Source organism: Micrococcus sp. H39-S4 (assembly GCF_027158145.1).
Lineage (GTDB): Bacteria > Actinomycetota > Actinomycetes > Actinomycetales > Micrococcaceae > Micrococcus > Micrococcus luteus.
In genome coordinates, this window is record NZ_JAPVLT010000004.1 from 210845 (window position 1) to 237635 (window position 26791).

The following is a 26791-nucleotide window of genomic DNA, read 5'->3' on the forward strand; positions in this document are numbered from 1 at the left end:
TCAGCCGCCCACGAGGGCCGTCACCTCGGCCCGCAGCGCCTCGAGCCGCTCGGCGGCCGCGGCCGGGTCGGCGTCCCGGGTGCCGAGGTAGCACTTGAGCTTCGGCTCGGTGCCGGAGGGACGCACGAGCACGCGGGTGCCGGAGTCGGTGGCGAACAGCAGTGCGTCCGTGGGCGGCAGCCCGTCCCCGCCGGCGGCCAGGTCTCGGCGCACGGTGACCGGCTCGCCCGCGAGCGTGGCCGGGGCCTGCTGACGCAGAGCGGTCATGGTGCGGGCGATCAGGGACAGGTCCGCCACGCGGACCGAGACCTGGGCGCTGGGCATGGCGCCGGTGACCGCGTCGACGTCGGCCAGGGCGTCCGTCAGGCCGCGTCCCTGCGCCGTGAGGGCGGCGGTCAGCTCCGCGGCCATGAGGGCGGCCGTGATGCCGTCCTTGTCCCGCACCATGTCCGGGTCCACGCAGTAGCCGAGGGCCTCCTCGTAGCCGAAGCCGAGGTCCGGGGCGCGGGAGATCCACTTGAAGCCGGTCAGCGTGACGTGGTGCGTCACCCCGTTCGCCTCGGCCAGGGCGGCCAGCTGCGGGGAGGAGACCACGGAGTTCGCGGCGCTGCGGCCGGCCGCGTGCAGGGCCGGCATCGCGTGCGCGCCCAGCAGCGTCCCGACGGCGTCGCCCGAGAGCATCCGCCACGTACGGACGCCGTGCGCGTCGGTGACGGGCGCGGCCAGGGCCAGGCGGTCGGCGTCGGGGTCGTTGGCGATCACCAGGTCCGCGTCCACCTCGGCGGCCAGGGCGAGGGCGAGGTCCATCGCCCCCGGCTCCTCCGGGTTGGGGAACGCCACCGTGGGGAAGGCCGGGTCCGGGGCGGCCTGCTCGGCCACCACGTGGACGGGGCCGAAGCCGGCGTCCTCGAGCAGGCCCGGGACCACGGCGCCGCCCACCCCGTGCAGGGGCGTGTAGACCACGCGCAGGTCGCGGTGGCCGTGCCGGTCGTCGTCGAGCACGCCGAGGGCCGCCGCGCGGTAGGCCTCCAGCAGGTCCGGCCCGGCCACGGTCCAGCCATCCTCGGCGAGCGGGATGTCCGCGGTCCACGCCGCGTGGTCGATGCGGGCGGCGATCTGCGCATCCGCGGGGGAGACGATCTGCGCCCCTCGACCCGCCTCGTCCGTGAGCCGCCCGCCGAGGTAGACCTTGTAGCCGTTGTCCGCGGGCGGGTTGTGGCTGGCCGTGACCATCACGCCGGCGTCCGCGCTGAGATGGCGCACCGCGAAGGCGAGCACCGGCGTCGGCAGCGGATCCGGCAGCAGGACGGTCTGCACGCCCGCGGCCGTCAGGACGGCGGCCGTGTCCGCAGCGAAGGCGGCCGAACCGCGCCGCGCGTCGTACCCGACGACGGCCAGCGGCGGGGCAGCGTCCCGTCCGACGCCGTCCCACAGGTGCGCGGCCAGACCCGCCGCGGTGCGGCGCACCACGAGCCGGTTCATGCGGGACTCGCCCGGGCCCTCCTCGGCGCGCAGGCCGGCGGTGCCGAAGACGAGCGGCCCGGCGAAGCGGGCGGCGAGCGCCGCCCGGGCGGCCGCGGCCTCCGGGCCGACGCCGGCGGCCGCGTCGAGCTCGGCGCGCAGGGTGTCCCGGTGCGCGGGATCGGGGTCCTCCGCCGCCCACCGCTCAGCCCGGGCGAGGACGTCCTCCGGGAGCGCGGCGACGTCGTCGTGCGGGGGATGCGCGGGCATCAGAGCCGCCCCACGATGTCCGCGAGCAGGCGCGCGATGCGCGGGCCGGCGGCCTGGCCGGCCTCGACGACCTCGGCGTGGGACAGCGGCGTCTCCGAGATGCCGGCGCCGAGGTTGGTCACCAGCGAGATGCCGAACACCTCCAGCCCGGCGTGCCGGGCCGCGATCGCGTCCAGCGCCGTGGACATGCCGACGAGGTCGCCGCCGAGGGTGCGCGCCATCCGCACCTCGGCGGGGGTCTCGTACTGCGGGCCGGCGAACTGGACGTACACGCCCTCACGCAGGGACGGGTCCACCTCACGGGCGATCGCGCGCAGCCGCGGGGAGTAGAGGTCGGTCAGGTCCACGAACGTGGCGCCGGCGAGCGGGGTGGCGCCGGTGAGGTTGATGTGGTCCGCGATCAGGACGGGGGTGCCCGGGGCGATCTCCGGGTCCAGGCCGCCGCAGCCGTTGGTCAGCACCACGGTGCGCGCCCCGGCGGCGGCGGCGGTGCGGACGGTGTGCGCCACGGCCTGGGCGTCGCGGGACTCGTAGAAGTGCGTGCGCGAGCCGAAGACAAGGGCGTGCGTGCCGTCCGGCAGTCGGACCGAGCGGATCACCGCGTTGTGGCCGGGCACCTTCGGGGCGTGGAAGCCGGGCACCTCGGCCAGCGGCACGGCGGCGACCTCGTCGCCGATCAGGCCGGCGGCCTCGCCCCAGCCGGAGCCGAGGACGACGGCGACGCGGTGCTCCGCCACGCCCGTCGCCCGGGCGATGGTGTCGGCGGCCGCGCGGGCCTCGGCGAAGCCCGGATGGTCGCCGGTCACGGGGGAGTCGGGGGAGGGGATGCTGGTCTGGTCGGTCACGTCGTGGAGTCTAGGCGGTGTCCCGTGAGCGCGGGCTAGGACTTTCCCGTCCGCGGCGGACACAATGGAGCCCGTGAGCGAGGAAAACAGCACCTTCATCCCGTCCCTGACCATCATCGGCGGCGGCCCCGGCGGCTACGAGGCCGCCATGGTGGCCGCGAAGCTGGGCGCCCGCGTGACCCTGGTCGAGCGCCAGGGGCTGGGCGGCGCGGCCGTCCTCACGGACGTGGTCCCCTCCAAGACGCTGATCGCCGCCGCCGACTCGATGCGCCGCGTGGGCGCCTCCGTGGACCTGGGCGTCGACCTCGGTGGGGCCGACGTCCACGCGGACATGGGCCGGGTCGGCCACCGCATCCTGAACCTGGCCCACGAGCAGTCCTCGGACATCCGCGCGGGCCTCGAGCGGGTCGGCGTCCGGGTGATCGACGGCGTGGGCCGCGTCGTCGGCCCCCACGAGGTGTCCGTCCGCGCCCTCGACGACGCCGACGCCGGCGCCGAGCCCGAGATCATCACCTCGGACGCGATCCTCGTGGCCGTCGGCGCGAGCCCCCGCGAGCTGCCCACCGCCGTCCCGGACGGCGAGCGGATCTTCAACTGGAAGCAGGTCTACAACCTCAAGGAGCTGCCCGAGCACCTGATCGTCGTGGGCTCCGGCGTCACCGGCGCCGAGTTCGCCTCGGCCTACAACCGCCTCGGCGCCAAGGTCACCCTCGTCTCCTCGCGCGACCGCGTGCTCCCCGGCGAGGACGCCGACGCCGCCGAACTGCTCGAGAAGGTCTTCGAGGGCAACGGCCTCAGGGTGGTCTCCCGCTCCCGGGCCGAGTCCGTCGAGCGGACCGAGACCGGCGTGCGCGTGCACCTCTCCGGCGAGGGCGCCGAGGACACCCCGTCGATCGAGGGCTCCCACGCGCTGGTGGCCGTCGGCGGCGTGCCGAACACGGCGGGCCTCGGCCTCGACGACGTGGGCGTGAAGCTGACCGGCTCCGGCCACGTGCTCGTGGACGGCGTCTCCCGCACGTCCGTGCCGAGCATCTACGCGGCGGGCGACTGCACGGGCAAGCTCGCCCTCGCCTCGGTGGCGGCCATGCAGGGGCGCATCGCCGTCGCCCACCTGCTCGGCGACGCCCTCAAGCCGCTGCGCCCGCACCTGCTGGCCTCGAACATCTTCACCTCGCCGGAGATCGCCACCGTGGGTGTCTCGCAGGCGCAGGTGGACTCCGGCCAGTACCAGGCGGACGTGCTGCGACTGGACTTCCACACCAACCCCCGCGCCAAGATGTCCGGCGCGGAGGAGGGGTTCGTGAAGATCTTCGCCCGTCAGGGCTCCGGCACCGTGATCGGCGGCGTGGTGGTCTCGCCGCGCGCCTCCGAGCTGATCTACGCGCTCGCGCTCGCGGTCACGCACAAGCTGCACGTGGACGACCTCGCGGACACCTTCACCGTGTACCCGTCGATGTCCGGGTCGATCGCGGAGGCGGCACGCCGCCTCCACGTGCGCATCTGACCCAGAGACGACTTTCGGTCGTGAGATAGGGCCCATCTCACGACCGAAAGCGTCCATTCCCCCGATGTCACGTTCGACAGTGCGGGCGGGGGCGCGGGGGAGCGCCGGGGGCCGGCCGGGGTCAGCGCGCGGCGCGGCGCTCGCGGGCCGAGGTGACGGTGTCGAGGTCCGTGTGCCGGGTCTCGGGGGAGAGCGCCAGTGCGATGACGGTGATCGCCGAGGCGGCGGCCAGGTAGTAGCCGACGTAGGAGACGTCGAACCTCTGCACCAGCCAGGCGGCGATGAACGGGGTCAGCGCGGCGCCGAGGATCGAGGACACGTTGTAGGCGATGCCGGAGCCGGTGTAGCGCGTGTTCGTGGGGAACAGCTCGGGCAGCACCGCGGACATCGGCCCGAAGGTCAGGCCCATGAGCGTCATGCCCGTGGCCAGGAACGCCAGCATCAGCGGCACGTTCAGCTCCGCGCCCACGCCCATGTTCTCCGGCGAGAGCCACAGGCCGAACGAGAGGCCGAACAGCACCATGAGCACCGAGATCACGATCAGGGTGGGGCGGCGGCCGAAACGGTCCGCCAGCAGGCCGGAGACCGGCACGAACGCCGCGAAGAACAGGATGCCGACCAGCTGCAGCACGAGGAACTCGGCGTAGGGGACGCCCAGGAAGCCGTTGGCCGGCTTGCCGATCGCGTAGGAGAGGATCCACGTGGTCATCAGGTAGAAGAGCACGTAGGTGGCGTACATGACGAAGGTGCCCAGGATCAGCTCCCACCAGTTGCGGCGGAACACCTCGCCCAGCGGCGCCTTCACGCGCTGGTCGCGGTCGAGGGCGCGCTGGAAGACCGGGGTCTCCTCGAGCTTGACGCGGACGTAGAGGCCCACGGCCACCATCACGATCGAGAGCAGGAACGGCAGGCGCCACACCCACGTGAGGAACGGACCGTCGAGCACCGGGCTCGTGGAGTCGTGGTCGAAGCCGAGCACGAGCGTGAGGAACAGGCCGTTGGCCAGCAGGAAGCCGATCGGCGCGCCGAGCTGCGGCCACATGGCCGCCTGCGCGCGCTTGCCGTCCTTGGCGTACTCGGTGGCCAGCAGGGCGGCGCCGGACCACTCGCCGCCGAGCCCCAGGCCCTGGAAGAAGCGCAGCAGCGTCAGCATGGCCGGCGCCCACAGGCCGATCTGGAAGTACGTGGGCAGCAGGCCGATGAGGAACGTCGCGATGCCCATGGTCAGCAGCGAGCCGATGAGCGTGGTCTTGCGGCCCACGCGGTCGCCCAGGTGGCCGAAGACGACGGCGCCCAGCGGCCGGGCGACGAACGCCGCGCCGAAGGTGGCCATGGAGGCCAGCAGGGCCGTGTTGTCGTCGCCGCCCGCGAAGAAGATCAGCGGGAACACCGAGACGGCGGCCGTGGCGTAGATGTAGAAGTCGTAGAACTCGATCGAGGTGCCCACGAGCGAGGCGATGATGACCCGCGAGCGGGGCACCTCCTCCGCAGCGGCGACCGCGTTCGACGTGAGATCGGTGGTGGCGGTGGGGGCGCCCGAGTTCACGGGCGGGGTGGAGTGGGACATGGTGTCTCCCTGGTATGACGGGCACAGGGGGTCGCAATCGACCACGATGTGAGACGAAGATGCGTGTCAGGCTAAGCCTGTTCGCGCCGATCTGCGAGAGTCACGTCCCCGTCGTCCACCATGTGGAACCAGTCGGCGACGACGGCGCTCCCCGCCGTCGTCGCCGGCGGCTCACTCCGCGTCGGCGATGGTGGCGACCACCGTGCCGGCCGTGACCGTCTGGCCCGGCTCGACCTCGAGCCCGCTGACCACGCCCGCGCGGTGGGCCGCGAGCGGCTGCTCCATCTTCATGGCCTCCACGACCACGATCAGGTCGCCCTCGGCCACGGTCTGGCCGTTCTCGGCGGCGACCTTCACCACGGTGCCCTGCATCGGGGCGGTCAGCGCGTCCGTGCTGACGGCCGCGGCCACCGGCACGCCGCGCTTGCCGCGGGGCCGACGTCGTCCCGCACCGGCCCGCTGGGCGGCGCCGGAGATCGTGTGCAGGGCCTCGCCCCACGTGGGCAGGGTGACGTCCACGCGCTTGCCGTTGACCTCCACGGTCACGGTGTGGCGCGCCTCGCGGGGGGCCGGCTCCGCCGGGGTGAGGGCGCTCGGCTCGATGTGGTTCGCGAACTCCGTCTCGATCCACCGGGTGTGCACCGAGAACGGCTCCTCCGAGCCGGCGATCTCGGGCGCGAAGGCGGGGTCGCGCACCACGGCGCGGTGGAAGGGCAGTACCGAAGGCATGCCGACGATCTCGGCCTCGCGCAGGGCGCGAGCGGCACGCTGCAGGGCCTGGCGGCGGTCCGCGCCGGTGACGATCAGCTTGGCGACCATGGAGTCGAAGGCCCCGGAGACGGTCTCGCCCTCCACCACGCCGGAGTCCACGCGCACGCCCGGGCCGCTGGGCATGCGGAACGTGGTGAGCCGGCCGGGGGCGGGCAGGAAGTTGCGGCCCGGGTCCTCGCCGTTGAGGCGGAACTCAATCGAGTGGCCGCGGGGCTGCGGGTCCGTGTAGCCGAGGGCCTCGCCGCGGGCCAGGCGGAACTGCTCGCGCACGAGGTCGATGCCGGTGATCTCCTCGGAGACCGGGTGCTCCACCTGCAGGCGCGTGTTCACCTCGAGGAAGGAGATGGTGCCGTCCTGGCCCACGAGGAACTCGCACGTGCCCGCGCCGACGTAGCCGGCCTCCTGCAGGATCGCCTTGGAGGACTCCACGAGGCGGGCGTTCTGCTCGTCCGTGAGGAACGGCGCCGGGGCCTCCTCCACGAGCTTCTGGTTGCGGCGCTGCAGCGAGCAGTCGCGGGTGGAGATCACGACGACGTCGCCGTGCACGTCCGCCAGGCACTGCGTCTCCACGTGGCGCGGCTTGTCCAGGAAGCGCTCCACGAAGCACTCGCCCCGGCCGAACGCGGCCACGGCCTCGCGGACCGCGGACTCGTAGAACTCGGGGATCTCCTCGCGCGTGCGGGCCACCTTGATGCCGCGGCCGCCGCCGCCGTAGGCCGCCTTGATGGCCACCGGCAGGCCGAACTCGTCCGCGAACGCGACGACCTCCTCCGTGCCGGTCACGGGGGAGGTGGTGCCCGGCGCCAGCGGGGCGCCGACCTTGGTGGCCAGCTGGCGGGCCGAGACCTTGTCGCCCAGCCGGTCGATCGCCTCGGCGGGCGGTCCGATCCACACGAGGCCGGCGTCGGTCACGGCGCGCGCGAAGTCCGCGTTCTCGGAGAGGAAGCCGTAGCCGGGGTGCACGGCGTCCGCGCCCGCTCGCTCGGCGGCGTCGAGGATCTTGCCGATCACCAGATAGGAGTCGGCGGCGGTCTCCCCGCCGAGGGCCACGGCCTCGTCTGCGAGCCTCACGTGCAGGGCGTCCCGGTCCGGCTCGGCGTAGACGGCCACGGAGGTCAGCCCCTCGTCCTGGCAGGCCCGGATGATGCGCACGGCGATCTCGCCGCGATTGGCGATCAGCACCCGGGAGAACCGGCGCTCCGCCGCGGGGTCGACGGGCGGGACGACCGAGGCCTGCGGTGCGTCGGCGATGCTCATGGGCGATGGACTCCTCGGACGATCACGGCTGGGGGTGCAGGCGCCACGTCCGGGGTCGTGCCCCTCACCCGGTGGGGCGAAGGGCGCGGGACGGCGCCGACTCTGACCAGCACCCTACTCGTTGTGGCGGAACCCTCCGAGGCACGCGGCCCTGTCGCGCCGGATCAGCGCTGCGCGTTGGAGGGTTCCCACAATCGGGTGACGTCCTGGCCCAGGGCCGCCATGGCCCGCCGCAGCCACGCCACGGACAGCCCGATCACCGCGTTGGGGTCCCCGTCCACGCCGTCCACGAGGGCCGCGCCCGCGCCGTCCACCGTGAACGCGCCCGCGCAGTGCAGCGGCTCGCCCGTGGCCACGTAGGCCTGGATCTCGGCCTCGGTGACGGCGCCGAAGCGCACGACGGCGGACACCACGCCCGCCTCCGCGGCCACCCCGGACCCGGCCCCGGGCTCCGGCAGCACCAGGCCCAGCCAGTGGCCCGAGTGCAGCACGCCCTCCCGGCCGGCCTGGGCGCGCCAGCGCTCGACGGCGACCTCGGGCTCGTAGGGCTTGCCGTGGGCGCGGCCCTCGAACTCGAACACGGAGTCGCAGCCGAGCACGAGCGTGGGCGCCTCGACGCCGGCGGCCGCCACACAGGCGGCCACGTCACGGCCCTTGGCCTCCGCCAGCAGGCCCGCCAGCTCCGCCGGCGACGGGTCGCCCGCCGCCGCGCCCACGGCCGCCTCGTCCACCCCCGAGACGACGACGCGGAACGGCACCCGCGCCCGGGTCAGGACCTCCGCCCGGCCGGGGGAGGCCGAGCCGAGCACCAGCCGCAGGCCCGCGCCGGGGCCGGCCGCGCCGTCGTCGTGCGGGATCACGCGAGCGCCTCCCGCAGGGTGTCCAGGCCCATGCTGCCCAGGCGCAGGGCCCGCGTGTGGAAGGCCTTGAGGTCGAAGTCGGCGCCCTCGGCCTGCTCGTGCTCGGCGCGGATCTGCTCCCAGATGCGCTGACCCACCTTGTACGCCGGCGCCTGCCCCGGCCAGCCGAGGTAGCGCGTGAACTCGAAGCGGCGCTGGCCCTCGGAGATCCTCAGGTGCTTGGCCAGGAACGCGTAGCCCTTCTCCGGGGTCCACGCGCCGCCGCCGTCGGACTCGGGGGCGTCGAAGCCGCAGTGGTAGCCGATGTCGAACACCACGCGGGCCGCGCGCATGCGCTGCATGTCCAGCATGCCGAGGTGGTCGCCCGGGTCGTCGAGGAAGCCGAGCTCCTCCATGAGCTTCTCCGCGTACAGGGCCCAGCCCTCGCCGTGGCCGGACGTCCAGCAGAAGCTGCGGCGCCACAGGTTGAGGTTCTCCCGGTTCATCATGGCGGTGGCGATCTGCAGGTGATGGCCCGGCACGCCCTCGTGGTAGACCGTGGTGGTCTCCGCCCACGTGGTGAACTCGTCCTCGCCCGGGGGCACGGACCACCACATGCGGCCGGGCCGGGAGAAGTCGTCCGAGGGGCCGGTGTAGTAGATGCCGCCCTCCTGGGTGGGGGCGATCATGCATTCGAGCCGGTCCATCGGGGCCGGGATCTCGAAGTGCTCCTTCATGGCCTCGACCGCGTCGTCGGAGAGCCGCTGCATCCACGTGCGCAGGGCCTCGGTGCCCTTCAGGGTGCGCTCCGGGTCCGCGTCCAGGATCGCGCGCGCCTCCTCGATCGTGGCGCCCGGCCGGATGCGCTCGGCGTCCGCCTGCTGCGCGGCGATGATGCGGGCCAGCTCCTCCTGGCCCCAGCGGTAGGTCTCCTCGAGGTCGATCTCGGCGCCGAGGAAGACGCGGGAGGCCAGCCGGTAGTACTCGATCCCGACGCCGTCCGCCTCCGGGGCGTGCGGGCGCAGCTCGGCCTCGAGGGTGTCCGCGAAGTCGCGGTAGGCCTGCGCGGCGGCGTCCGCGCCGGAACGGATGCGGGCGGCCAGGGCGTCGTCCACGACGTCGGCTGCCTCGGCCCGCTCGACCAGGCCCGGGAAGAACCCGCCCGCGGCGCCGTGGGCGCGGGCCTGCTCCACCACGATGTCCACCTGGCGCACCGCGGCCACGTGGCCGGCGTCGCGGGAGGCGAGCAGGGACTCGGTGTAGCCGCGCAGGGCGGCCGGCAGGTTCTCGAGGCGGCCGGCGATGTGGCCCCACTGCTCCGCGGTGTCCGTGGGCATGAGGTCGAAGACCGCGCGGATGCCCTGGGCGGGGGAGGCGATGTTGTTCAGTTCGGTGCGGCCGGTCGCGTGGATCTCGCGCTCCAGGCCGATGCGCTCCTGCATGGCCGCCTTCGTGACGCGGTCCGTCTCGTCCTGCGGCTCGAGCGCGGCCAGCTCCTCGAGCAGGCGGGCGTTGAGCTCGTCGTCGGCGCGGGCGCCGGCGGGGGAGAAGTCCGTGTACTCGGTCTCCCGGCCCGGGAAGCCGAGCTCGGTGGCGGTGTCCGGATGCAGGGCGAGGAGGTCGGTCACGTAGCGCTCGGCGAGTGCGTCGATGGCGGACGGGGTGCGGGCGCCGTCGGCGGCCTGGGAGGTGTGCTGGGTCATACCGGCACTCTAGGCGCTGGCGCCCGCCCGTCGGGTCACTGCGGGCCCGCGCCCTGACGCCACTGGCCGCGGCCGGGCCGGGCCCACAGGCCCAGGTCACCGCGACGGCGGAGCGTGCGGTCCAGGGGACGGGGGTCGGCGGCCTCGGCGGCGAGCCGGGCGGCTTCGGCCCGAGCCGCGGCGGCCGCCTCGAGGACGGCGGCCAGCGCGGCCATCTCCTCCGGCTCCAACTCGGGGCCGCTGAGCTGCAGCGGGTCGGCCGACGCCGGCGTGGCCTGCGTGGACTCGTCGTTCTCGTCCGGGGCGCCCGGACCCAGCGGGGCGCTCACAGCGGCATGTTCCCGTGCTTCTTGGCGGGGCGGGCCTCGCGCTTGTGCAGGGTGGCGCGCAGGGCGCGGATGAGCTGGCCGCGGGTGGCGTGCGGGGGCACCACGGCGTCCACGTAGCCCAGCTCGGCGGCCTGGTACGGGTTGAGCAGCTCGGCCTCGTAGTCGGCCACGATCTCGGCCCGGCGCGCGTCGACGTCGCCGCCCGCCTCCGCCGTCGCCTTCAGGTCGCGCCGGTACAGGATGTTCACGGCGCCCTGGGCGCCCATCACGCCGATCTGCGCGCTCGGCCAGGCCAGGTTCAGGTCCGCGCCGAGCTTCTTGGAGCCCATCACGATGTACGCGCCGCCGAAGGCCTTGCGCGTGATCACGGTCAGCTTCGGCACGGTGGCCTCGGCGTAGGCGTAGATCAGCTTGGCGCCGCGGCGGATGATGCCGTTGAACTCCTGGTCCGTGCCGGGCAGGAACCCGGGCACGTCCACGAGGGTGATGATCGGGATGTTGAACGCGTCGCAGAAGCGCACGAACCGCGCGGCCTTCTCCGAGGCGGCGATGTCCAGGGTGCCGGCGAACTGCATCGGCTGGTTCGCGACGACGCCCACGCTCATGCCGTCCAGGCGGGCCAGCCCGGTGATCACGTTGGGCGCGTACAGCTCCTGCAGCTGCAGCAGGTGGCCCTCGTCCACGATCGAGGCGATGACCGCGAGCATGTCGTAGGGCTGGTTGGCGGAGTCCGGGACGATCTCGTCCAGGGCGAGGTCCTCGTCCGTGGGCTCCGGGTCCGCGGCCTCGAAGGTCGGGGCCTCCGCGAGGTTGTTGGAGGGCAGCAGCTCGAGCAGCTCCTGCACGTAGGCGATCGCGTCCTCCTCCGAGGACGCCATGTAGTGGGCGGTGCCGGAGGTGGCGTTGTGCGAGCGGGCGCCGCCGAGGGTCTCCATGTCCACGTCCTCGCCCGTGACGGTCTTGATCACGTCCGGGCCGGTGATGAACATGTGCGAGGTCTGGTCCACCATCACCACGACGTCCGTCAGCGCCGGCGAATAGGCCGCGCCGCCGGCGGAGGGGCCCATGATCAGCGAGATCTGCGGGATCATGCCCGAGGCCAGGACGTTGTTCCGGAAGATGTCCGCGAACTGGGCGAGGGAGGCCACGCCCTCCTGGATGCGCGCGCCGCCGCCGTCGAGGATGCCGATCACGGGGCAGCCGTTGCGCGCGGCGAACTCCTGGACCTTCACGATCTTCTGGCCGTTGCGCTCGGACAGCGAGCCGCCGAAGACGGTGAAGTCCTGGGAGTAGACGGCCACCTGGCGCCCGTCCACGGTGCCGAAGCCGGACACCAGGCCGTCGCCGGCCGGGTGCTTGGCGTCCATGCCGAACGCGGTGGTGCGGTGCACGGCCAGCGCGTCCAGCTCCACGAAGGAGCCCTCGTCCAGGAGGAGGTCGATCCGCTCGCGCGCGGTGTGCTTGCCGCGCGCGTGCTGGCGCTCGACGGCGTCCGGGCCGCCGGGCGCGGCCGTCGCCTCGAGCCGCCGATGCAGGTCGGCCAGCCGGCCGGCCGTGGTGGTCAGATCGGGATCGGTCACACGTCCTCCTTGTGGTGGTCCGCCAGATGCGGAGGCTCAGTCGGCCAGTGTACGGGCCGCCGCGGACGCCCTCCGTTGGAGGAAGCCCACAAACGGCGAGGACGTCGGCCCGGACCGCCCGTCCGCGCGTCCCGGCGGCGGATCGGCCCGCTCAGCCCGCCCCCGGGGACGCCGTGTATATCTAGGGGCATGCACCCCGACGACGCCCCCACACCGGACCTGACCTGGCTGGACTCCGCCGGCTCCACGCAGGATGAGCTCCTCGCGCGGCTGGACCGCGAGGGGCACCGACACGGTGCGGCCGTGGCCACCGCGGACCAGCGGGCCGGCCGGGGTCGGCACTCCCGCGTGTGGAGCGCCGCGCCGGGGGCGGCGCTCGCCCTGTCCGTGTACCTGCGTCCCGAGTCCGGCGGGGTGCCGGTCTCCCCGGCCCACCTGAGCTGGCTCTCGCTCGTCGCCTCCGCCACGGTCGCCGAGCGCCTCGCGGCCCGGGGCGTCCCGACGCACGTGAAGTGGCCGAACGACGTGCTCGCCACGGACGGGCGCAAGCTGTGCGGCGTGCTGGCCACGGTGGCGCTGTCCTCGGACGGCAAGGGGCCCGGCGTCGTCGTCGGGATGGGCGTGAACCTGGACCACCGCGGGGCCGCCCCGGTGGACACCGCCACGGATCTGGCGGAGTGGATCGGCGCGGACGCCGTGCCCGCACCCCGGGACCTCGCGGTCGAGCTGCGCGACGCCGTCGTGGCGGCCGTGGACCGCTTCGCGGCGGGCGTGGCGGGGCAGACGGCGGCCGTGGACGGGCGTCACCCCGCCGTGGCGGCCGTGGCGGACCGGCTCTCCACCCTGGGCCGCGCGGTGCGCGCCGAGCTGCCCGGCGGCGGCGTGCTGGAGGGCACGGCCGTGGGCCTCGGTCCCGGCGGCACCCTGCGCGTGAGGCACGTCACACCGGATCGTGGCACAATCGAGACCGAGGTCAGTGCGGGGGACGTGGCCCACCTGCGCGGAGACGTCCATCGCGGCGCATGACACACCCGTCCCGGTCAGGAGGTGACCGCCGTGCGACTCGAGCCCGGTGAGCAGGTGATGGTGCGCACCCGCACCCACCCGCGCGCGCTGCTGCGCCCCGCCGCGGTCCTCGTGGCCGTCGCGTTCCTGCTCGGCCTGGCCGTCGGCGTGCTCGCACGCCCCGACCTGCCCGGGATCGTCGCCGCGAACCGCGCCGTACTCGAGGCGGCCGCGTGGGTGGTCGCGGCGCTCGTCCTGCTCCCCGGCACCGTCCGTCCGCTGTGGCGCTGGGTCTTCCGGCGCACCGTGGTCACCGACCGCCGCATCCTCCAGCGCGCCGGCGTCGGCGGCTCCGGGGCCGCCATGCCGCTCGTGTCCATCGCCGACGTGCAGCGGCGCCGCCGCGGCTCGGGCGCCGGAGACCTGCACATCCTCTTCCAGGAGCCCGCCCGCCAGGTCCACTGGCGGCTGCGCGACGTCCCCGAGGCCGCGCGCTTCGAGGAGGCCCTGGCCCACCTCACCCGCCAGGCCCGCACCAGGACCTGGCCCGCCCCCGTCCCGACAGGAGACCTCCGATGAGCCGTCCGGAGACACCGGACACCGCACCGCTGCCGATCGTCCCGCCGGCCGAGGACACGACCGCCCGCGACGTCGAGGAGCGGTCCGCCCAGCCCGCCGGCTGGACGAGCGCGATGCGCACGCTCGACGCCGGCCTGGTGGTGGGCCCGCGCGCCTACACCTCACGGGAGGTGGCGCAGCGCCTCGGCGTCTCGATGGCCTCCGCCCGGAAGATCTGGCGTGCGCTGGGCTACCCGACGTCGCCGGAGGGGCACAAGGCCTTCACCGAGGCGGACATCGAGGCGTTCGAGTCCGTGCTCACGCTCGTGCGCTCGGGGACGCTGAACGAGGACACCGCCATCTCGCTGGCCCGCTCGATCGGGCAGATGACGGACCGCATGGTGGTGTGGCAGATCGAGGCGCTCGTGGAGGACAAGATCGCCTCCGAGGACCTGACGGACCCGGAGGCGCGGCGGGCCGTCGTCGACATGCTCCCGGACATGGTCGGACCGCTCGAGAAGGCCATGCGCATCGTCTACCGGCGCCAGCTCAACCGCGCCGTCCAGCGCCTGACCGTGCGCGTGGAGGCCGGGCTGGCGGCCAGCGCCGAGGGCCGCGACGGCTCCGAGTCGGACGCGCCGCTGCCGCTGGCCCGCGCCGTCGGCTTCGCGGACATGGTCTCCTACACGACGCTCTCCCGGACCATGGACGACCGGACGCTGGCCCGCATGGTGCTCCGCTTCGAGTCCCTCGCCGCGGAGACCATCTCCGCCGGCGGCGGCTGGCTCGTGAAGACCATCGGCGACGAGGTCATGTTCAACGCCGAGACCCCGGAGGCCGGCGCCGCGATCGCGCTCTCCCTGGCCGAGACCATCGCCGCGGACGAGGAGCTGCCCTCGGCGCGCGTCGCCCTGACGTGGGGACGGGTGCTCTCCCGCATGGGAGACATCTACGGGCCCACCGTGAACCTCGCCGCGCGGCTGACGTCCCTGGCCGATCCGGGTACCGTGCTCGTGGACGCCATGACCGCTGCGGCCCTGTCCCGGGACGAGCGCTTCGTGCTCGTCCCGCAGCCGCCCAGGATCGTCCGCGGGTTCGGAGAGGTCCGCCCCTCCCTGCTCTTGGACGGGTCGGCCCAGACCCTGCTCGCCGACTGATCGAGGACCCCGTGGACCCCCGCCCCGAGACTCCGTCCGCGCCGCGCCCCCAGGCCGCCGGCGCCACCCACGTGGGCGCCGTCCGCGACCTGAACGAGGACGCGTGGACCGTGGTGGGGGAGCCGCTGGTGCTCGCCGCCGTGGCCGACGGCATGGGCGGGCACGAGGCCGGCGAGGTGGCCTCGGCCGCCGCGATCGAGACCCTGCGCCGCCGCGCCCCCGAGGTGCTCGCCCCGGGCACGGCCCACACGCCCCAGGACCTCGGCCACCTGATCCACGAGGCGGACGCCGCCGTCGTCGAGGCCGGGCTGGGGCGCTCCGGCACCACCCTCACCGTGCTGGCCTGCCTGGACACGGAACGCGGTCGCTGGGCCGTGGCGAACGTCGGCGACTCCCGGGTGTACCTGCGGCCCGTCGGCTCGCCGGTGCTCCAGCAGCTCACGGTGGACCACTCGGCGGTCCAGATGCTCGTCGACGCGGGGGAGCTCACCCCCGCCGAGGCCCGCGTCCACCCGCGCCGCAACGTCATCACCCGCGCGCTCGGCTCACGCGAGGCGCTCACGGTGGACGTGGCCGAGGTCCCCCTCGCCTCCGGGGACCTCGTCCTGCTGTGCAGCGACGGCCTGACCGGCGAGCTGCTGGACGAGGAGATCCGCGCGCTGATCGACGACGCCGACACCCTCGAGGACGCCCTCGAGAAGCTCATCGGCGCCGCCCTGTGGCGCGGCGGCCGGGACAACGTCACGGCGGTGCTCGTGCGCATCCCCTGACCCGGGTGCGCCGTCCGTGACGCCGACTACGCTGGGCCGGGTGAGCACCCCCAAGGAATCCGCCGCCCAGCCCGATCCGCAGGACATCCCCGCCGCGGACCTGCGGGCGGAGTACGAGGACCTCGTGGAGCGGGTCCGCGCCGCCCGGACCGCCTACTACCAGCGGGACGCCCCGGAGATCTCGGACGCCGAGTACGACGCGCTGTACCGCCGCCTCGAGGACCTCGAGGCCCTGCACCCCGAGCTCGTGTCCAACGACTCGCCCACCCAGGAGGTCGGCGGGGAGGTCTCGGAGGCGTTCGCCCCCGTCCGGCACGGGGCCCGCATGTACTCGCTCGAGGACGTGTTCTCCATCGAGGAGCTCGAGGTCTGGTTCCGCCGCGCGGCGCAGGCCCTGACGCAGGTGCGGCCGGGCGTGGCGCCCCGCTGGCTCGTGGAGGTGAAGATCGACGGGCTCGCCGTCGCCCTGCGCTACCGGGACGGGCGGCTCGTGCAGGCCGCCACCCGCGGCGACGGCGTCACGGGCGAGGACGTCACCGCCAACGTGCGCACCATCGGGGACATCCCGCACGAGCTCTCCGGCGAGGGCTGGCCCGCCGAGTTCGAGGTGCGCGGCGAGGTGTTCATGTCCTCCGCCGCCTTCGCCGAGCTCAACGCGCGCCGTGCCGAGGAGGGCCAGACGCCGTTCGCGAACCCGCGCAACGCCGCCGCCGGCGCCCTGCGCCAGAAGGACCCGGCGGTCACCGCGCAGCGCCCGCTGGCCATGTTCGTGCACGGCATCGGCTCGGTCGAGGCGTTCGGACTGGAGTCCCAGCACGAGGTGTACGACGCGCTCGCGGGCTGGGGCCTGCCCGTGAGCCCCTACACCCGCCGGGTGGAGGGCGCGGACGAGGAGGCGCTGGCCGCCGTCGTCGCGGTGATCGAGGAGTACGGCCGGCGCCGGCACGAGCTGATCCACGAGATCGACGGCATCGTGCTGAAGGCGGACGCGTTCGCGGACCAGCGCTACCTCGGCCACACCTCCCGCGTGCCCCGCTGGGCCGTGGCGTACAAGTACCCGCCGGAGGAGGTGCACACGCTGCTGCGGGACATCGCGGTCTCGGTGGGCCGCACCGGGCGGGTGACCCCGTTCGCGGTGATGGAGCCGGTCACCGTGGCCGGGTCCACCGTCTCCCTGGCCACCCTGCACAACCAGGACGTGGTCAAGGCCAAGGGCGTGCTGATCGGGGACACCGTGGTGGTGCGCAAGGCCGGGGACGTGATCCCCGAGGTCGTGGGCCCCGTGCTGCCGCTGCGCGAGAAGGCGATCGAGGCCGGCCGGGAGCTGCGCGAGTTCGTCATGCCCACGCACTGCCCCTCGTGCGGCACGCCGCTGGCCCCGGCCAAGGAGGGGGACGTGGACCTGCGCTGCCCCAACGCCCGCTCCTGCCCGGCCCAGCTGGCCGGCCGCGTCGAGCACCTGGCCAGCCGCGGCGCCTTCGACGTGGAGGCGCTCGGCGAGGAGGCCGCCCGCTGGCTCGTCCAGGGCCCCGGCGAGGACCCGGCCGAGCACGAGGGGCAGGTGCGGCCCGAGGGCCCGGGCCCCATCACGGCGGAGGCGCAGATCTTCGACCTCGCCTCCGGCACACCGGAGGAGATCACGGGCCCGCGCGGCGAGGACGGGCTGACGGACCTGCAGCGCTCCCTCGGCGAGGTCCGCGTGTGGCGCGAGGGCCGCACGAAGGTGGACGGCCGCATGGTGCCCTCGGGCGTGTTCACGCTCAAGCCGTACTTCTTCACCGCCGGCACCGCGAAGAGGCCGTCCGCGCCCACGGCCAACACGCTGCGTCTGTTCGACGAGCTCGAGAAGGCCAAGTCGCAGCCGCTGTGGCGCACCCTCGTGGCGCTGTCCATCCGGCACGTGGGCCCGACGGCGGCCCGCTCACTGGCCACCGCGTTCGGCTCGATGGCGGCGCTGCGCGCGGCGGCTGAGGCCGGCGACCGGGACCGGCTGGCCGAGATCGACGGCGTCGGCCCGATCATCGCGGACGCGCTCATCGAGTGGTTCGCCGAGGACTGGCACCGGGAGATCGTGGACCGGTGGGCCGCGGCGGGCGTGGTCATGGAGGACGAGCAGGACGAGTCCACCCCGCGCACGCTCGAGGGCCTGACCGTGGTGGTCACCGGCTCGCTCGAGGGCTTCTCCCGCGACTCCGCGAAGGAGGCGATCCTCGTGCGCGGCGGCAAGGCCTCCGGGTCCGTGTCCAAGAAGACCGACTTCCTGGTGGCCGGCGAGGCCGCCGGCTCCAAGCTGGACAAGGCGCAGTCCCTCGGCGTGCCCGTGCTGGACGAGGCCGGGTTCACGGCGCTGCTGGCCGGCGGCGCGGACGCGGTGCGCCCGGCGGACACGGACGACACCACCGACGGCGCCGCAGACGTGGAGGCCTCGGCATGAGCGCGCGCACCACGGTCCCGGGCCTGCTCGTGGTCGCCAAGGCCGCCGCGCGCGCCGGCGCGGACGTCCTGGCCCGGCGCTGGACCGGTCACCACCCGGCCGTCCCGCTGGGCGTCGAGGAGATCGGCGCGCAGACGAAGTCCTCCGGCTCCGACTGGGTCACCGACTACGACCGCCGCGCCGAGCAGGCCGTCCGGGAGGTCATCGCCGGCTACCGCGCCTCGGACGAGATCACCGGCGAGGAGTACGGCGCCACCCGTCCGGCCGAGCCGTCCGGGTACCGCTGGTCCATCGACCCGCTGGACGGCACCACGAACTTCGTGCGCGGCCTGCCGCAGTTCTGCACCTCGGTGGGCGTCACCGGTCCGGTGGACGCCGAGACCGCCGACCTGTTGGGGGTGGCCGAGGGCACCGAACGCTGGCTGGCCGGCGTTGTGGCGGCGCCCGCGCTGGGGCGCACCTGGTTCGCGAGCGCGGGCCGGGGTGCCTTCAGCACCGCGGACGCGACGACGGCGGGCGTGGACGTGCCCGACCGCGATGCCGCCCCCGTGCGGCTCACCGGTCCCGTGCCGGGGCGCTCGGGGCGGCTGCTCGCCACCGGCTTCGGCTACGACCCCGCCCGCCGGGCCCTGCAGGTGCGGGCGCTCGCGGCCCTGCTGCCCGCGTTCGGGGACGTGCGACGGATCGGCTCGGCGGCGCTGGACCTGTGCATGGTCGCCGACGGCACCCTGGACGCGTACGCCGAGTTCGGCACGCAGGAGTACGACTGGGCCGCCGGCGCGCTGGTGGCGGAGGAGGCCGGCGTCGCGGTCACGCGGCCCGCCTCGGCGGACGGCACGGCACATCCTGACTGGATGGTGGCCGGCGACGTGGACGCGGCCGCCCTGGCCGCCGTGACGGGGGAGACGGCATGAGGCGGATCGTCGGAGACCCGTGGTTCTACCCGGTCCTGTTCGTGGCCGGCGGCCTGGCGTTCGTGATCGCCGGGACGCGCCTGCAGCAGGTCGGCATGATCGTGGCCGGGCTCGTCCTGGCCGGCTACGCGGTCACGTACCGGTGGGCGGTCCGGGTCCGCTCACGGCCGTTCGCCGGCGCGCAGGCGCACGTCGAGCGCGGCGGCGTCGTCGTGTTCTGGCGGCCGGGCTGCCCGTTCACGAGGCGGCTGGTCAAGGAACTGACGGCGCAGGAGCGGGAGCGCGCCTACTGGGTGAACATCTGGCAGGAGCCGGCGGCCGCGACGTTCCTCGCGGGGCTGCACGAGGCGCGCGACGGCCACCCCCACCAGGCCGTGCCCACCGCCTGGCTGCGTCGGCGCGACTACGTCGTGGCCACGGACGCGACCCGCGCCCGCCTGAAGGACACGCTGCGCCAGCGCGCCGGGGTCGACGCATGAGCGCCCTCGTCCGCCCGCTGCGCCCCGAGGACCACGAGGCGGTCGCCGAGCTCACCCTGGCGTCCTATGTCGACGGCGGCCACATCGCCCCCGACGACGCCTACGTGAGGACCCTCATGGACGTGGCCGACCGGGCCGGCCGCGCGGAGGTGCTCGTGGCCGAGGTCGGCGGCGAGGTGGCCGGGTCCGTGGTGCTCACCCCGCCCGGCTCGCCCCTGGCCGAGACCTCCGGCGACGGGGAGTACGAGTTCCGCATGCTCGCCGTGCACCCGCGGTTCCACCGCCGCGGGGTGGGCGGCGCCCTGCTGGCCGAGATCGTGGCGCGGGCCCGCGCCGAGGAGGGCGTGGACGCCGTCGTGCTGACCACCATGCCCTCCATGACCGGCGCCCACCGGATGTACGAGCGCGCCGGCTTCGTGCGCGTCCCGGAGCGGGACTGGTTCCTCGCGGACGTGGTGCCGGACCTCGACCCGGCCGACGAGACCGGCCCGTTCCTCGTCTACCGGCTCGCGCTGGACTGACCCCGGGCGGGAGATCGGCGCCGGGACCCCATGCGGGGCGGGAAATCCCTGTCATGCGGGCCCGGGGAGCCGCAGTGGGGTGGATTTCCCGCCCCGAAGCGGTGGCGGCGGCCGTCCAGGCCCCGGCACTAGACTCGATTCCGATGTGGCCGCCGCCGCGCCGGCGTCGTCCACCCCGCCCCGACCCGTCACACGAGGAGATCCATGCCTGAGATCACCCGGGATCAGGTGGAGCATCTGGCTCGCCTGGCCCACATCCGGATGACCGACGAGGAGCTGGACACGATGTCCGGCGACCTGGAGAAGATCCTGGAGCACGTCTCCGCGGTCCAGGACGCCGCGGGCGACGACGTGACGCCGACGTCCCACCCCATCGCGCTGGAGAACGTGTTCCGCGAGGATGTGCCCGCCGGCATGCTCACGCAGGAGGAGGCCCTCGACCAGGCGCCGGACTCCGAGGACGGCCAGTTCAAGGTCCCCGCCATCCTGGACGGAGAGTGATCACCCCATGACCGAGACGTTCGACGTGAACGCGACCCTCGGCGCCGACGAGCTCGTCCGGCTCACCGCGCTGCAGATGGCCGAGCGCCTGCGCGCCGGCACAACCACCTCCGTGGAGCTCGTCCAGGCCCACCTGGACCGCATCGCGGCCCACGACGGCGACGTGCGCGCCGACGCCGACGGCGACCGCGGCGTGCGCGCCTACCTCCACGTGAACACGGACGAGGCCCTCGCCGTCGCCGCCGAGGTGGACGCGATCCGCGCCGCCGGCGGCCCCGAGGCCGACGCCCTGCACCCGCTGGCCGGCGTGCCCGTGGCCGTGAAGGACAACATCGTCACGCGCGGCCAGCCGACCACGGCCGCCTCCCGCATGCTCGAGGGCTGGCTCAGCCCGTACGACGCCACGGTGGTGGCCCGCCTCCGCGAGGCCCGCCTGCCGATCCTCGGCAAGACCAACCTCGACGAGTTCGCCATGGGCGGCTCCACCGAGCACTCCGCGTTCGGCGTCACCCGCAACCCGTGGGACGGGGACCGCGTGCCCGGCGGCTCGGGCGGCGGGTCGGCGGCCGCCGTCGCCGCCTTCCTGGCCCCCTTCGCCCTCGGCTCGGACACCGGCGGCTCCGTCCGCGAGCCCGCCGCGTTCACCGGCACGGTCGGCGTGAAGCCCACCTACGGCGCGGTCTCCCGCTACGGCCTGATCGCGATGGCCTCCTCGCTGGACCAGATCGGCCCCGCCGCCCGCACCGTGGCCGACGCCGCGGCGCTGCAGCAGGTCATCGGCGGCCACGACCCGCAGGACTCCACGTCCCTGGCCGACGCGCCGGCGGACCTGACCGCCGCGGCCCGCGGCCGCGACCTGGCGGGGCTGCGCGTCGGCGTCGTGACGGACCTGCCGGCGGAGGCGTTCCACCCGGGCATCCGGGCCGGCTTCGACGAGCACGTCGCCGCCCTGCGTGAGGCCGGCGCGGAGATCGTGGAGGTCTCGTGCCCCAGCTTCGACGCCGCCCTCGGCGCGTACTACCTGATCATGCCCTCGGAGGCCTCCTCCAACCTGGCCCGCTTCGACGGCGTCCGCTACGGCCACCGCGTGGTGCCCGACGGCGGCGGCACGATCGAGCAGGTTATGGGCGCCACCCGCGCCGCCGGCTTCGGCGCCGAGGTCAAGCGCCGCATCATCCTGGGCACCTACGCGCTGTCCGCCGGCTACTACGACGCCTACTACGGCTCCGCGCAGAAGGTCCGCACGCTCGTGCAGGAGGACTTCGCCCGCGCCTTCGAGCAGGTGGACGTCATCCTCACGCCCACCGCGCCGACCCCGGCGTTCGAGCTGGGCGCCAAGACGGACGACCCGATGACCATGTACGTCAACGACCTGGCCACCATCCCGGCCAACCTCGCCGGCATCCCGGGCATGTCCGTGCCGGGCGGCGTCGTCGACGGGCTGCCCTACGGCCTGCAGCTGATGGCCCCGGCGCGCGAGGACGCCCGCCTGTACGAGGCCGGCGCCGCGCTCGAACGCCTCGTGGCCCAGCGCCGGGGCGGGCCGGTGTGGGCCGAGGCCCCCGAGCTGGAGAAGGGCGCGCAGCGCGCCACCACCGCGACCACGGCAGGAGGCCGGGCATGAGCCACGCAGAGCAGACCATGGACTTCGCGGAGGCGATGGAGCGCTTCGACCCCGTGCTGGGCTTCGAGGTGCACGTGGAGCTGAACACCGCCACGAAGATCTTCTCCTCGGCGCCCAACACGTTCGGCGACGAGCCGAACACCAACGTGACCCCGCTCGACCTCGGCCTGCCCGGCACCCTGCCGGTGCTCAACCGCAAGGTCGTGGAGTACGCGATCCGCCTGGGCGTGGCCCTGGACGCGCAGGTCGCCGAGACCTGCCGGTTCGCGCGGAAGAACTACTTCTACCCGGACACGCCGAAGAACTTCCAGACCTCCCAGTACGACGAGCCGATCGTCTTCGACGGCCACCTGGACGTCGAGCTGGAGGACGGCGAGGTCTTCCGCGTGGAGATCGAGCGCGCGCACCTCGAGGACGACGCCGGCAAGCTCACCCACGTGGGCGGCTCCGGACGGATCCAGGGCGCCTCCGCGTCTCTCGTCGACTACAACCGTGCGGGCGTGCCGCTCATCGAGATCGTCACCAAGCCGATCGTCGGCGCCGGCGCGCGGGCCCCCGAGCTGGCCCGCGCCTACGTCACCGCGATCCGGGACATCGTGCAGGCCATCGACATCTCCGACGCGCGGATGGAGCGCGGCAACGTCCGCTGCGACGCGAACGTCTCGCTGATGCCCAAGGGCGCCACCGAGTTCGGCACCCGCACCGAGACGAAGAACGTGAACTCCACGCGCGCCGTGCAGCACGCGGTCACCCACGAGATCCAGCGCCAGGCCGCGGTGCTCGCCGCGGGCGGCACCGTGACGCAGGAGACCCGCCACTGGCACGAGGACACCCGCAGCACCACCTCGGGCCGCCCGAAGTCGGACGCGGACGACTATCGGTACTTCCCCGAGCCGGACCTCGTGCCCGTGCACGTGGACGCCGCGTGGGTCGAGCGCGTGCGCGCGGCCATGCCCGAGCTGCCGGCCGTGCGGAACAAGCGGCTCAAGGCCGAGTGGGGCTTCTCGGACGAGGAGTTCCGCGACGTCGTCAACGCCGGCGTCCTGGACGAGATCGTCGCGACCGTGGAGGCCGGCGCCTCCGCGGCGGCCGCCCGCAAGTGGTGGATGGGCGAGATCGCCCGCCTGGCGAACGTCCGTGAGGTCGCCGTCGCCGAGCTGGGGATCACCCCGGCGCACGTGGTGGAGGTCGAGGAGCTGATCGCCGCGAAGACGATCAACGACAAGATCGCCAAGCAGGTGCTCGGTCTGGTGGCCGACGGCGAGGGCGCCCCGAAGGAGGTCGTCTCGGCGAAGGGCCTGGCCGTGGTGTCCGACGACGGCGCGCTCACCGAGGCCGTCGACGCCGCGATCGCCGCCAACCCGGACGTGGCCGAGAAGATCAAGGGCGGCAAGATGGCCGCCGTCGGCGCCCTGATCGGCCCGGTCATGAAGGCCACCCGCGGGCAGGCCGACGCCGGCCGCGTCCGCGAGATCGTCCTGGAGCGCCTGGGCGTGTCCTGACGACCGCGCGGGCCCTCAGCCGTCCAGGGCGGTGAGGGCCCGCGCCACGCGGGGCAGGGTCTTGCGCAGCAGGCGCCGCCAGGACCCCGCGGCCAGCCCGCCGACGATCGCGTCCCGGGCCGCCGCGTCGTCGAGCGTCTCCAGGGCCATCGCCCCGAGCCACACGCGGGCCCGGCGCGCCTCGGCCGCGTCCCGGGCCAGGTCGGGCACCTTCTCCTCGCCGTGCCAGAGCGCCAGGTAGGCCACGTTGAGGGCGGGGTCCCACGCGCACGCGAAGTCCCAGTCCAGCACCCCGGCCAGCGCCCAGCGCAGCGGGGCGCGCGGGTCCTCGTCCTCGGGCACGGCGCGCCAGCGCATGTTGTGCCCGGCCAGGTCGCCGTGCACGAGCGACGGCGGCACGGGCGGCGCGGCGGTCCACGTCGTCACCGCGTCCGCGAGGGCAGCCACCGCGTCCGGCCACGCCTCGGCGCCCAGCCGCGCGTCGACGTCGTGCCCCTCCCACGCGCCCAGGCGCGCGGCGACCGCCCCCGGCAGCGCCGCGACGTGCCGGGCGCGCTCCGGCGTCCACGGGCCGCGGAACGCGAACGGGCGGCCGAGGTGCGGGGCGATCCGCGGGTCGGTGACGTCCACGGCGGCGAGGTCGTCGAGGACGCCGCGCAGCACGGCCGGATCGCCCTCGTGCGGCGGGTGCGGCCCGCCCGGGAGGAAGCGCTGCAGCACCGCGGCGCCCGGGCCCGCGGGGACGGGGTCCGAGAGGGCGACCGGGACGGCCCACGGCACGTCGCGCTCGGCCAGGGCCGAGGCGAGCCCGTCGAGGAGGGCCAGGCGCCGGGGCAGGTGCGCCGCGGGGTCCCGCTCGGGCGCCCACCGCGCGGCGGGGGCGGCGCCGACCTCGTGGGCCCGCGTCATCCGGAGGACGCCGACGTCCTCGAGCACCAGCACGCGGTGGAACTGCCCGCCCTCCTCCACGGACGCCGCGGCCCAGTCGGCTGTGCGGAGCCGGCGGGCGAGGGCGGGGTCGAGGCCGGGGCGGAGGTGCTGCAGGGCGCGGTGGACCAGCTCGAGCTCGCTGGGGGCAGGCGGGGAGACCACACGACCACGCTAACCCTCCCTCCGCCCTCCCGGACTTTCGAACGTGACATCGGGGGAATGGGGACTTTCGAACGGGAGACAGGCCCTCCCTCACGTTCGAAAGCGCCCGGGGGGAGAGGGGCGGGCGGATACTGGGGGGCATGCCCGCCACCCCGCGCACGTCCCGCTCCCAGGCCGGCCCGGCCGTCCGACCCGCCCCCGCGCTGCCCGCCCCCTCGGCGCGCACGGTGCGGTGGGAGATCGCGATCGTCCTCGGCCTCTCTCTGGGGAAGTCGGCGGTCTACGCGATCGTCCAGCTCATCGACAAGGCCACCCAGGCCCCGCTCGGCGAGCAGACCACCGTCCTCAACCCGGCCCTGGCCGACCGCTGGGTGTTCGACCTGACCTATCAGCTGCTCGGCATCGGGTTCGCGCTGGTGCCGGTGGCCCTCGTGCTGCACCTGATGCACCTGCGCGGCCGGAACCCGTTCCGGGTGCTCGGCCTCGACCTGCGCCGCCCCGGCCGCGACCTGGCCTGGGGCCTGGGCCTGTTCGCGGCCATCGGGCTGGGCACGCTCGGCGTCTACGCCGCCGGCCGGGCCCTGGGGATCACGACGGCGATCGTCGGCTCGGCGCTCGGGGAGAGCTGGTATCAGGTGCCGGTCCTGCTGCTCTCCGCGCTGCGGCACGGACTGCTGGAGGAGGTCATCGTGGGCGCCTGGCTCGTCGACCGGCTCGGGTATCTGCAGCGGCTGCGCGCCGCGGGCCTGGCGCGCGATCCGGCGCCGGCCGTGCCGTCGTCGTGGGTGAGCGCCGAGGGGCTGTACCTGCCGACCCGCGCGGCCGTGGTGGTGCTCGCCCTCGCGCTGCTGCGCGGGGCGTACCACCTGTACCAGGGGATCGGGCCGGGCGTGGGCAACGCCCTGTTGGGCGTGGTGTTCGCGCTCGTGTTCCTGCGGGTGCGCCGGGTGATGCCCCTGGTCATCGCGCACGCGCTGCTGGACGCCGTCGGGTTCGTCGGCTACCCGCTGCTGGCGCGGGCGGGGCTGCTCGGCTGAGCGGCCCCGCCCCCGCGCTCAGAGCGTGACCTCGCCCTTCGGGGTGCGGAAGGTGACCGAGACGATGCCCGGGGTGCCGGAGGGCGCGACGTACTCGATGTTCACGTCCTGGACCTGGCCGTCCTCGTCGTCGCCGAGCCACTCGGCGAGGCGCTCGGGGGAGCCGGCGATGTTCAGGCGCTCGATGGTGGCCTGCGGCTCGGCCGCCTGCGAGGGGTGCATGTCCTCCTGGCCGTCGGCCCAGCGCAGGATGAACGGCAGCTGCGGGTCCGCGAGGGTTCCCTTGATGCCGATCTGGCGCCAGGACAGCTCGCGGCCGTCCGGGAAGCGACGGTTGCCGGGGACGGCCTCGCGGCCGAGGCGGCGCTCGAACCGGCCGATGTCCGGGGTGGCCACCGCCCAGCTCATCCAGCCGCCGCCCTGCTCGGTGCGGGCGCGCACGAGCTGGCCGAACGGCGCGCTGAGGGAGGCCGGGTGGTCCAGGGCCTCGACGACCTCCAGATACTGCCTTTCCGTCATGGGGAAGAGCGCGTTCTGGGTGCCGAAACGTGGGTGGACACCGCCCTTGATCCGCTCGATGCCCAGCGTCTCGGCGATGCGGGCGACCGTGGCGTCCAGGCCCTCGGGGCCGGCGGCGTAGGACACGTGGTCCATGCGACAGGTGTGCACTGCGCTGTTCCTCTCCGTTCCCGGGCTGCCCCGGGGGTTGACCTGGTGCGAGTCCAGGGGCGTCGAGCCCTTGACGGGTCGGGCGCCCCGTGCGGAGAGCGTATCCACGTGTGACACGCGTGACGAAATCGTGGCGGGGCGGCGGGCTACACTCGGAGGCACGGTCACGAGAGTCAGCAACAGGCCCCGGCATGCTGACCGGCAACCCTCCTTCCGCGGTGGGGTGCCCCGGGTGACGACCAGGCCGGCCCCACAACGGACGCCGGCAAGCGCGGGCCGATCCCACGGCCCCTCTCGACGGCGCCGGGTCATCTCCGGCACCTCGACGACGCCGGTCCGCGGATCGGCACGTCGGCCGGCGGGCGGGGCGGCCGGGTCCGGCCCCTGAACCCTTCAGGAGGG

General features: G+C 74.5%; 23 protein-coding genes and 1 riboswitch. Of the genes, 13 read left to right on the forward strand and 10 right to left on the reverse strand.

Translation table 11 applies throughout. The features are described 5' to 3' along the window. On the reverse strand, positions 1-1731 hold the full coding sequence (locus O3T09_RS06045; RefSeq protein ID WP_002854393.1) for a phospho-sugar mutase: 1731 nt from the start codon (positions 1729-1731) through the stop codon (positions 1-3). Beyond that, on the reverse strand, positions 1731-2576 hold the full coding sequence (locus O3T09_RS06050; RefSeq protein WP_052520063.1) for a purine-nucleoside phosphorylase: 846 nt from the start codon (positions 2574-2576) through the stop codon (positions 1731-1733). Before O3T09_RS06050 ends, O3T09_RS06045 begins: the two co-directional genes overlap by 1 nt. A gap of 64 nt (positions 2577-2640) precedes the next feature. Here O3T09_RS06050 and O3T09_RS06055 point away from each other — a divergent pair, with 64 nt between their 5' ends. Further along, positions 2641-4080, forward strand: coding sequence for an NAD(P)H-quinone dehydrogenase (locus O3T09_RS06055; RefSeq protein WP_269295438.1), 1440 nt, complete (start codon positions 2641-2643; stop codon positions 4078-4080). 121 nt (positions 4081-4201) lie between these two features. On the opposite strand, the gene O3T09_RS06060 is transcribed toward O3T09_RS06055, so the two are convergent. From O3T09_RS06060 to O3T09_RS06085, 6 genes are all read right to left on the reverse strand, one after another. Continuing rightward, complete coding sequence (locus O3T09_RS06060; RefSeq protein ID WP_002854390.1) at positions 4202-5647, reverse strand: MFS transporter; 1446 nt, start codon at positions 5645-5647, stop codon at positions 4202-4204. A gap of 171 nt (positions 5648-5818) precedes the next feature. Continuing rightward, a complete protein-coding gene (locus O3T09_RS06065) occupies positions 5819-7675 on the reverse strand; it encodes an acetyl/propionyl/methylcrotonyl-CoA carboxylase subunit alpha (RefSeq protein ID WP_002854389.1) in 1857 nt (618 codons plus the stop codon). A 164-nt stretch (positions 7676-7839) separates the two neighbouring features. After that, positions 7840-8535 carry a Maf family protein gene (locus O3T09_RS06070; RefSeq protein ID WP_002854386.1) on the reverse strand — a complete coding sequence of 232 codons (696 nt, stop codon included), beginning with the start codon at positions 8533-8535 and terminating at the stop codon, positions 7840-7842. Further along, positions 8532-10217, reverse strand: a complete 1686-nt coding sequence (locus O3T09_RS06075; RefSeq protein ID WP_269295439.1) for a DUF885 domain-containing protein — start codon at positions 10215-10217, stop codon at positions 8532-8534. Before O3T09_RS06075 ends, O3T09_RS06070 begins: the two co-directional genes overlap by 4 nt. A 35-nt stretch (positions 10218-10252) precedes the next feature. Beyond that, positions 10253-10546: a hypothetical protein gene (locus O3T09_RS06080; RefSeq protein ID WP_269295440.1), complete on the reverse strand. Its 294-nt coding sequence runs from the start codon at positions 10544-10546 to the stop codon at positions 10253-10255. After that, entirely contained in the window at positions 10543-12126 is a 1584-nt protein-coding gene (locus O3T09_RS06085; RefSeq protein ID WP_122054107.1) for an acyl-CoA carboxylase subunit beta, read from the reverse strand. The genes O3T09_RS06080 and O3T09_RS06085 overlap by 4 nt, the downstream gene beginning before the upstream one ends. Positions 12127-12315: 189 nt before the next feature. Here O3T09_RS06085 and O3T09_RS06090 point away from each other — a divergent pair, with 189 nt between their 5' ends. The 11 genes from O3T09_RS06090 (at position 12316) to gatB (ending at position 23591) form a co-directional block, all read left to right on the forward strand. Then, on the forward strand, positions 12316-13152 hold the full coding sequence (locus tag O3T09_RS06090) for a biotin--[acetyl-CoA-carboxylase] ligase (RefSeq protein ID WP_269295441.1): 837 nt from the start codon (positions 12316-12318) through the stop codon (positions 13150-13152). A gap of 30 nt (positions 13153-13182) precedes the next feature. Next, positions 13183-13710 (forward strand): PH domain-containing protein, encoded by a 528-nt coding sequence (locus O3T09_RS06095; protein ID WP_049158532.1) that lies wholly within the window; start codon positions 13183-13185, stop codon positions 13708-13710. Continuing rightward, positions 13707-14846 carry an adenylate/guanylate cyclase domain-containing protein gene (locus O3T09_RS06100; protein WP_002854368.1) on the forward strand — a complete coding sequence of 380 codons (1140 nt, stop codon included), beginning with the start codon at positions 13707-13709 and terminating at the stop codon, positions 14844-14846. Before O3T09_RS06095 ends, O3T09_RS06100 begins: the two co-directional genes overlap by 4 nt. Positions 14847-14857: 11 nt before the next feature. After that, complete coding sequence (locus tag O3T09_RS06105) at positions 14858-15616, forward strand: PP2C family protein-serine/threonine phosphatase (RefSeq protein ID WP_002854360.1); 759 nt, start codon at positions 14858-14860, stop codon at positions 15614-15616. A gap of 40 nt (positions 15617-15656) precedes the next feature. Beyond that, positions 15657-18050, forward strand: a complete 2394-nt coding sequence (gene ligA / locus O3T09_RS06110) for an NAD-dependent DNA ligase LigA (protein WP_002854358.1) — start codon at positions 15657-15659, stop codon at positions 18048-18050. After that, complete coding sequence (locus tag O3T09_RS06115) at positions 18047-18964, forward strand: inositol monophosphatase family protein (protein WP_269295442.1); 918 nt, start codon at positions 18047-18049, stop codon at positions 18962-18964. Before ligA ends, O3T09_RS06115 begins: the two co-directional genes overlap by 4 nt. Then, positions 18961-19443 (forward strand): hypothetical protein, encoded by a 483-nt coding sequence (locus O3T09_RS06120; RefSeq protein WP_145032323.1) that lies wholly within the window; start codon positions 18961-18963, stop codon positions 19441-19443. Before O3T09_RS06115 ends, O3T09_RS06120 begins: the two co-directional genes overlap by 4 nt. Continuing rightward, the gene (locus O3T09_RS06125) at positions 19440-19964 is read left to right on the forward strand and encodes a GNAT family N-acetyltransferase (RefSeq protein WP_269295443.1); all 525 of its coding nucleotides are present in this window, start codon (positions 19440-19442) and stop codon (positions 19962-19964) included. Before O3T09_RS06120 ends, O3T09_RS06125 begins: the two co-directional genes overlap by 4 nt. 204 nt (positions 19965-20168) lie before the next feature. Continuing rightward, complete coding sequence (gatC, locus tag O3T09_RS06130; protein ID WP_113914051.1) at positions 20169-20465, forward strand: Asp-tRNA(Asn)/Glu-tRNA(Gln) amidotransferase subunit GatC; 297 nt, start codon at positions 20169-20171, stop codon at positions 20463-20465. 7 nt (positions 20466-20472) lie between these two features. Then, on the forward strand, positions 20473-22089 hold the full coding sequence (gatA, locus tag O3T09_RS06135; RefSeq protein WP_200970021.1) for an Asp-tRNA(Asn)/Glu-tRNA(Gln) amidotransferase subunit GatA: 1617 nt from the start codon (positions 20473-20475) through the stop codon (positions 22087-22089). Beyond that, the gene (gatB, locus tag O3T09_RS06140) at positions 22086-23591 is read left to right on the forward strand and encodes an Asp-tRNA(Asn)/Glu-tRNA(Gln) amidotransferase subunit GatB (RefSeq protein ID WP_100058902.1); all 1506 of its coding nucleotides are present in this window, start codon (positions 22086-22088) and stop codon (positions 23589-23591) included. Before gatA ends, gatB begins: the two co-directional genes overlap by 4 nt. Before the next feature lie 15 nt (positions 23592-23606). Here gatB and O3T09_RS06145 read toward each other — a convergent pair whose 3' ends face one another. Further along, positions 23607-24683, reverse strand: a complete 1077-nt coding sequence (locus O3T09_RS06145) for a phosphotransferase (RefSeq protein ID WP_144819576.1) — start codon at positions 24681-24683, stop codon at positions 23607-23609. Positions 24684-24823: 140 nt separating this feature from the next. On the opposite strand from O3T09_RS06145, the gene O3T09_RS06150 reads away from it, so the two are divergent. Then, complete coding sequence (locus O3T09_RS06150) at positions 24824-25720, forward strand: CPBP family intramembrane glutamic endopeptidase (RefSeq protein ID WP_101965800.1); 897 nt, start codon at positions 24824-24826, stop codon at positions 25718-25720. An 18-nt stretch (positions 25721-25738) separates the two neighbouring features. On the opposite strand, the gene O3T09_RS06155 is transcribed toward O3T09_RS06150, so the two are convergent. Further along, the gene (locus tag O3T09_RS06155) at positions 25739-26374 is read right to left on the reverse strand and encodes a VOC family protein (protein WP_101965801.1); all 636 of its coding nucleotides are present in this window, start codon (positions 26372-26374) and stop codon (positions 25739-25741) included. Positions 26375-26551: 177 nt separating this feature from the next. Then, positions 26552-26667, forward strand: a riboswitch (SAM riboswitch). Positions 26668-26791: the final 124 nt, after the last annotated feature.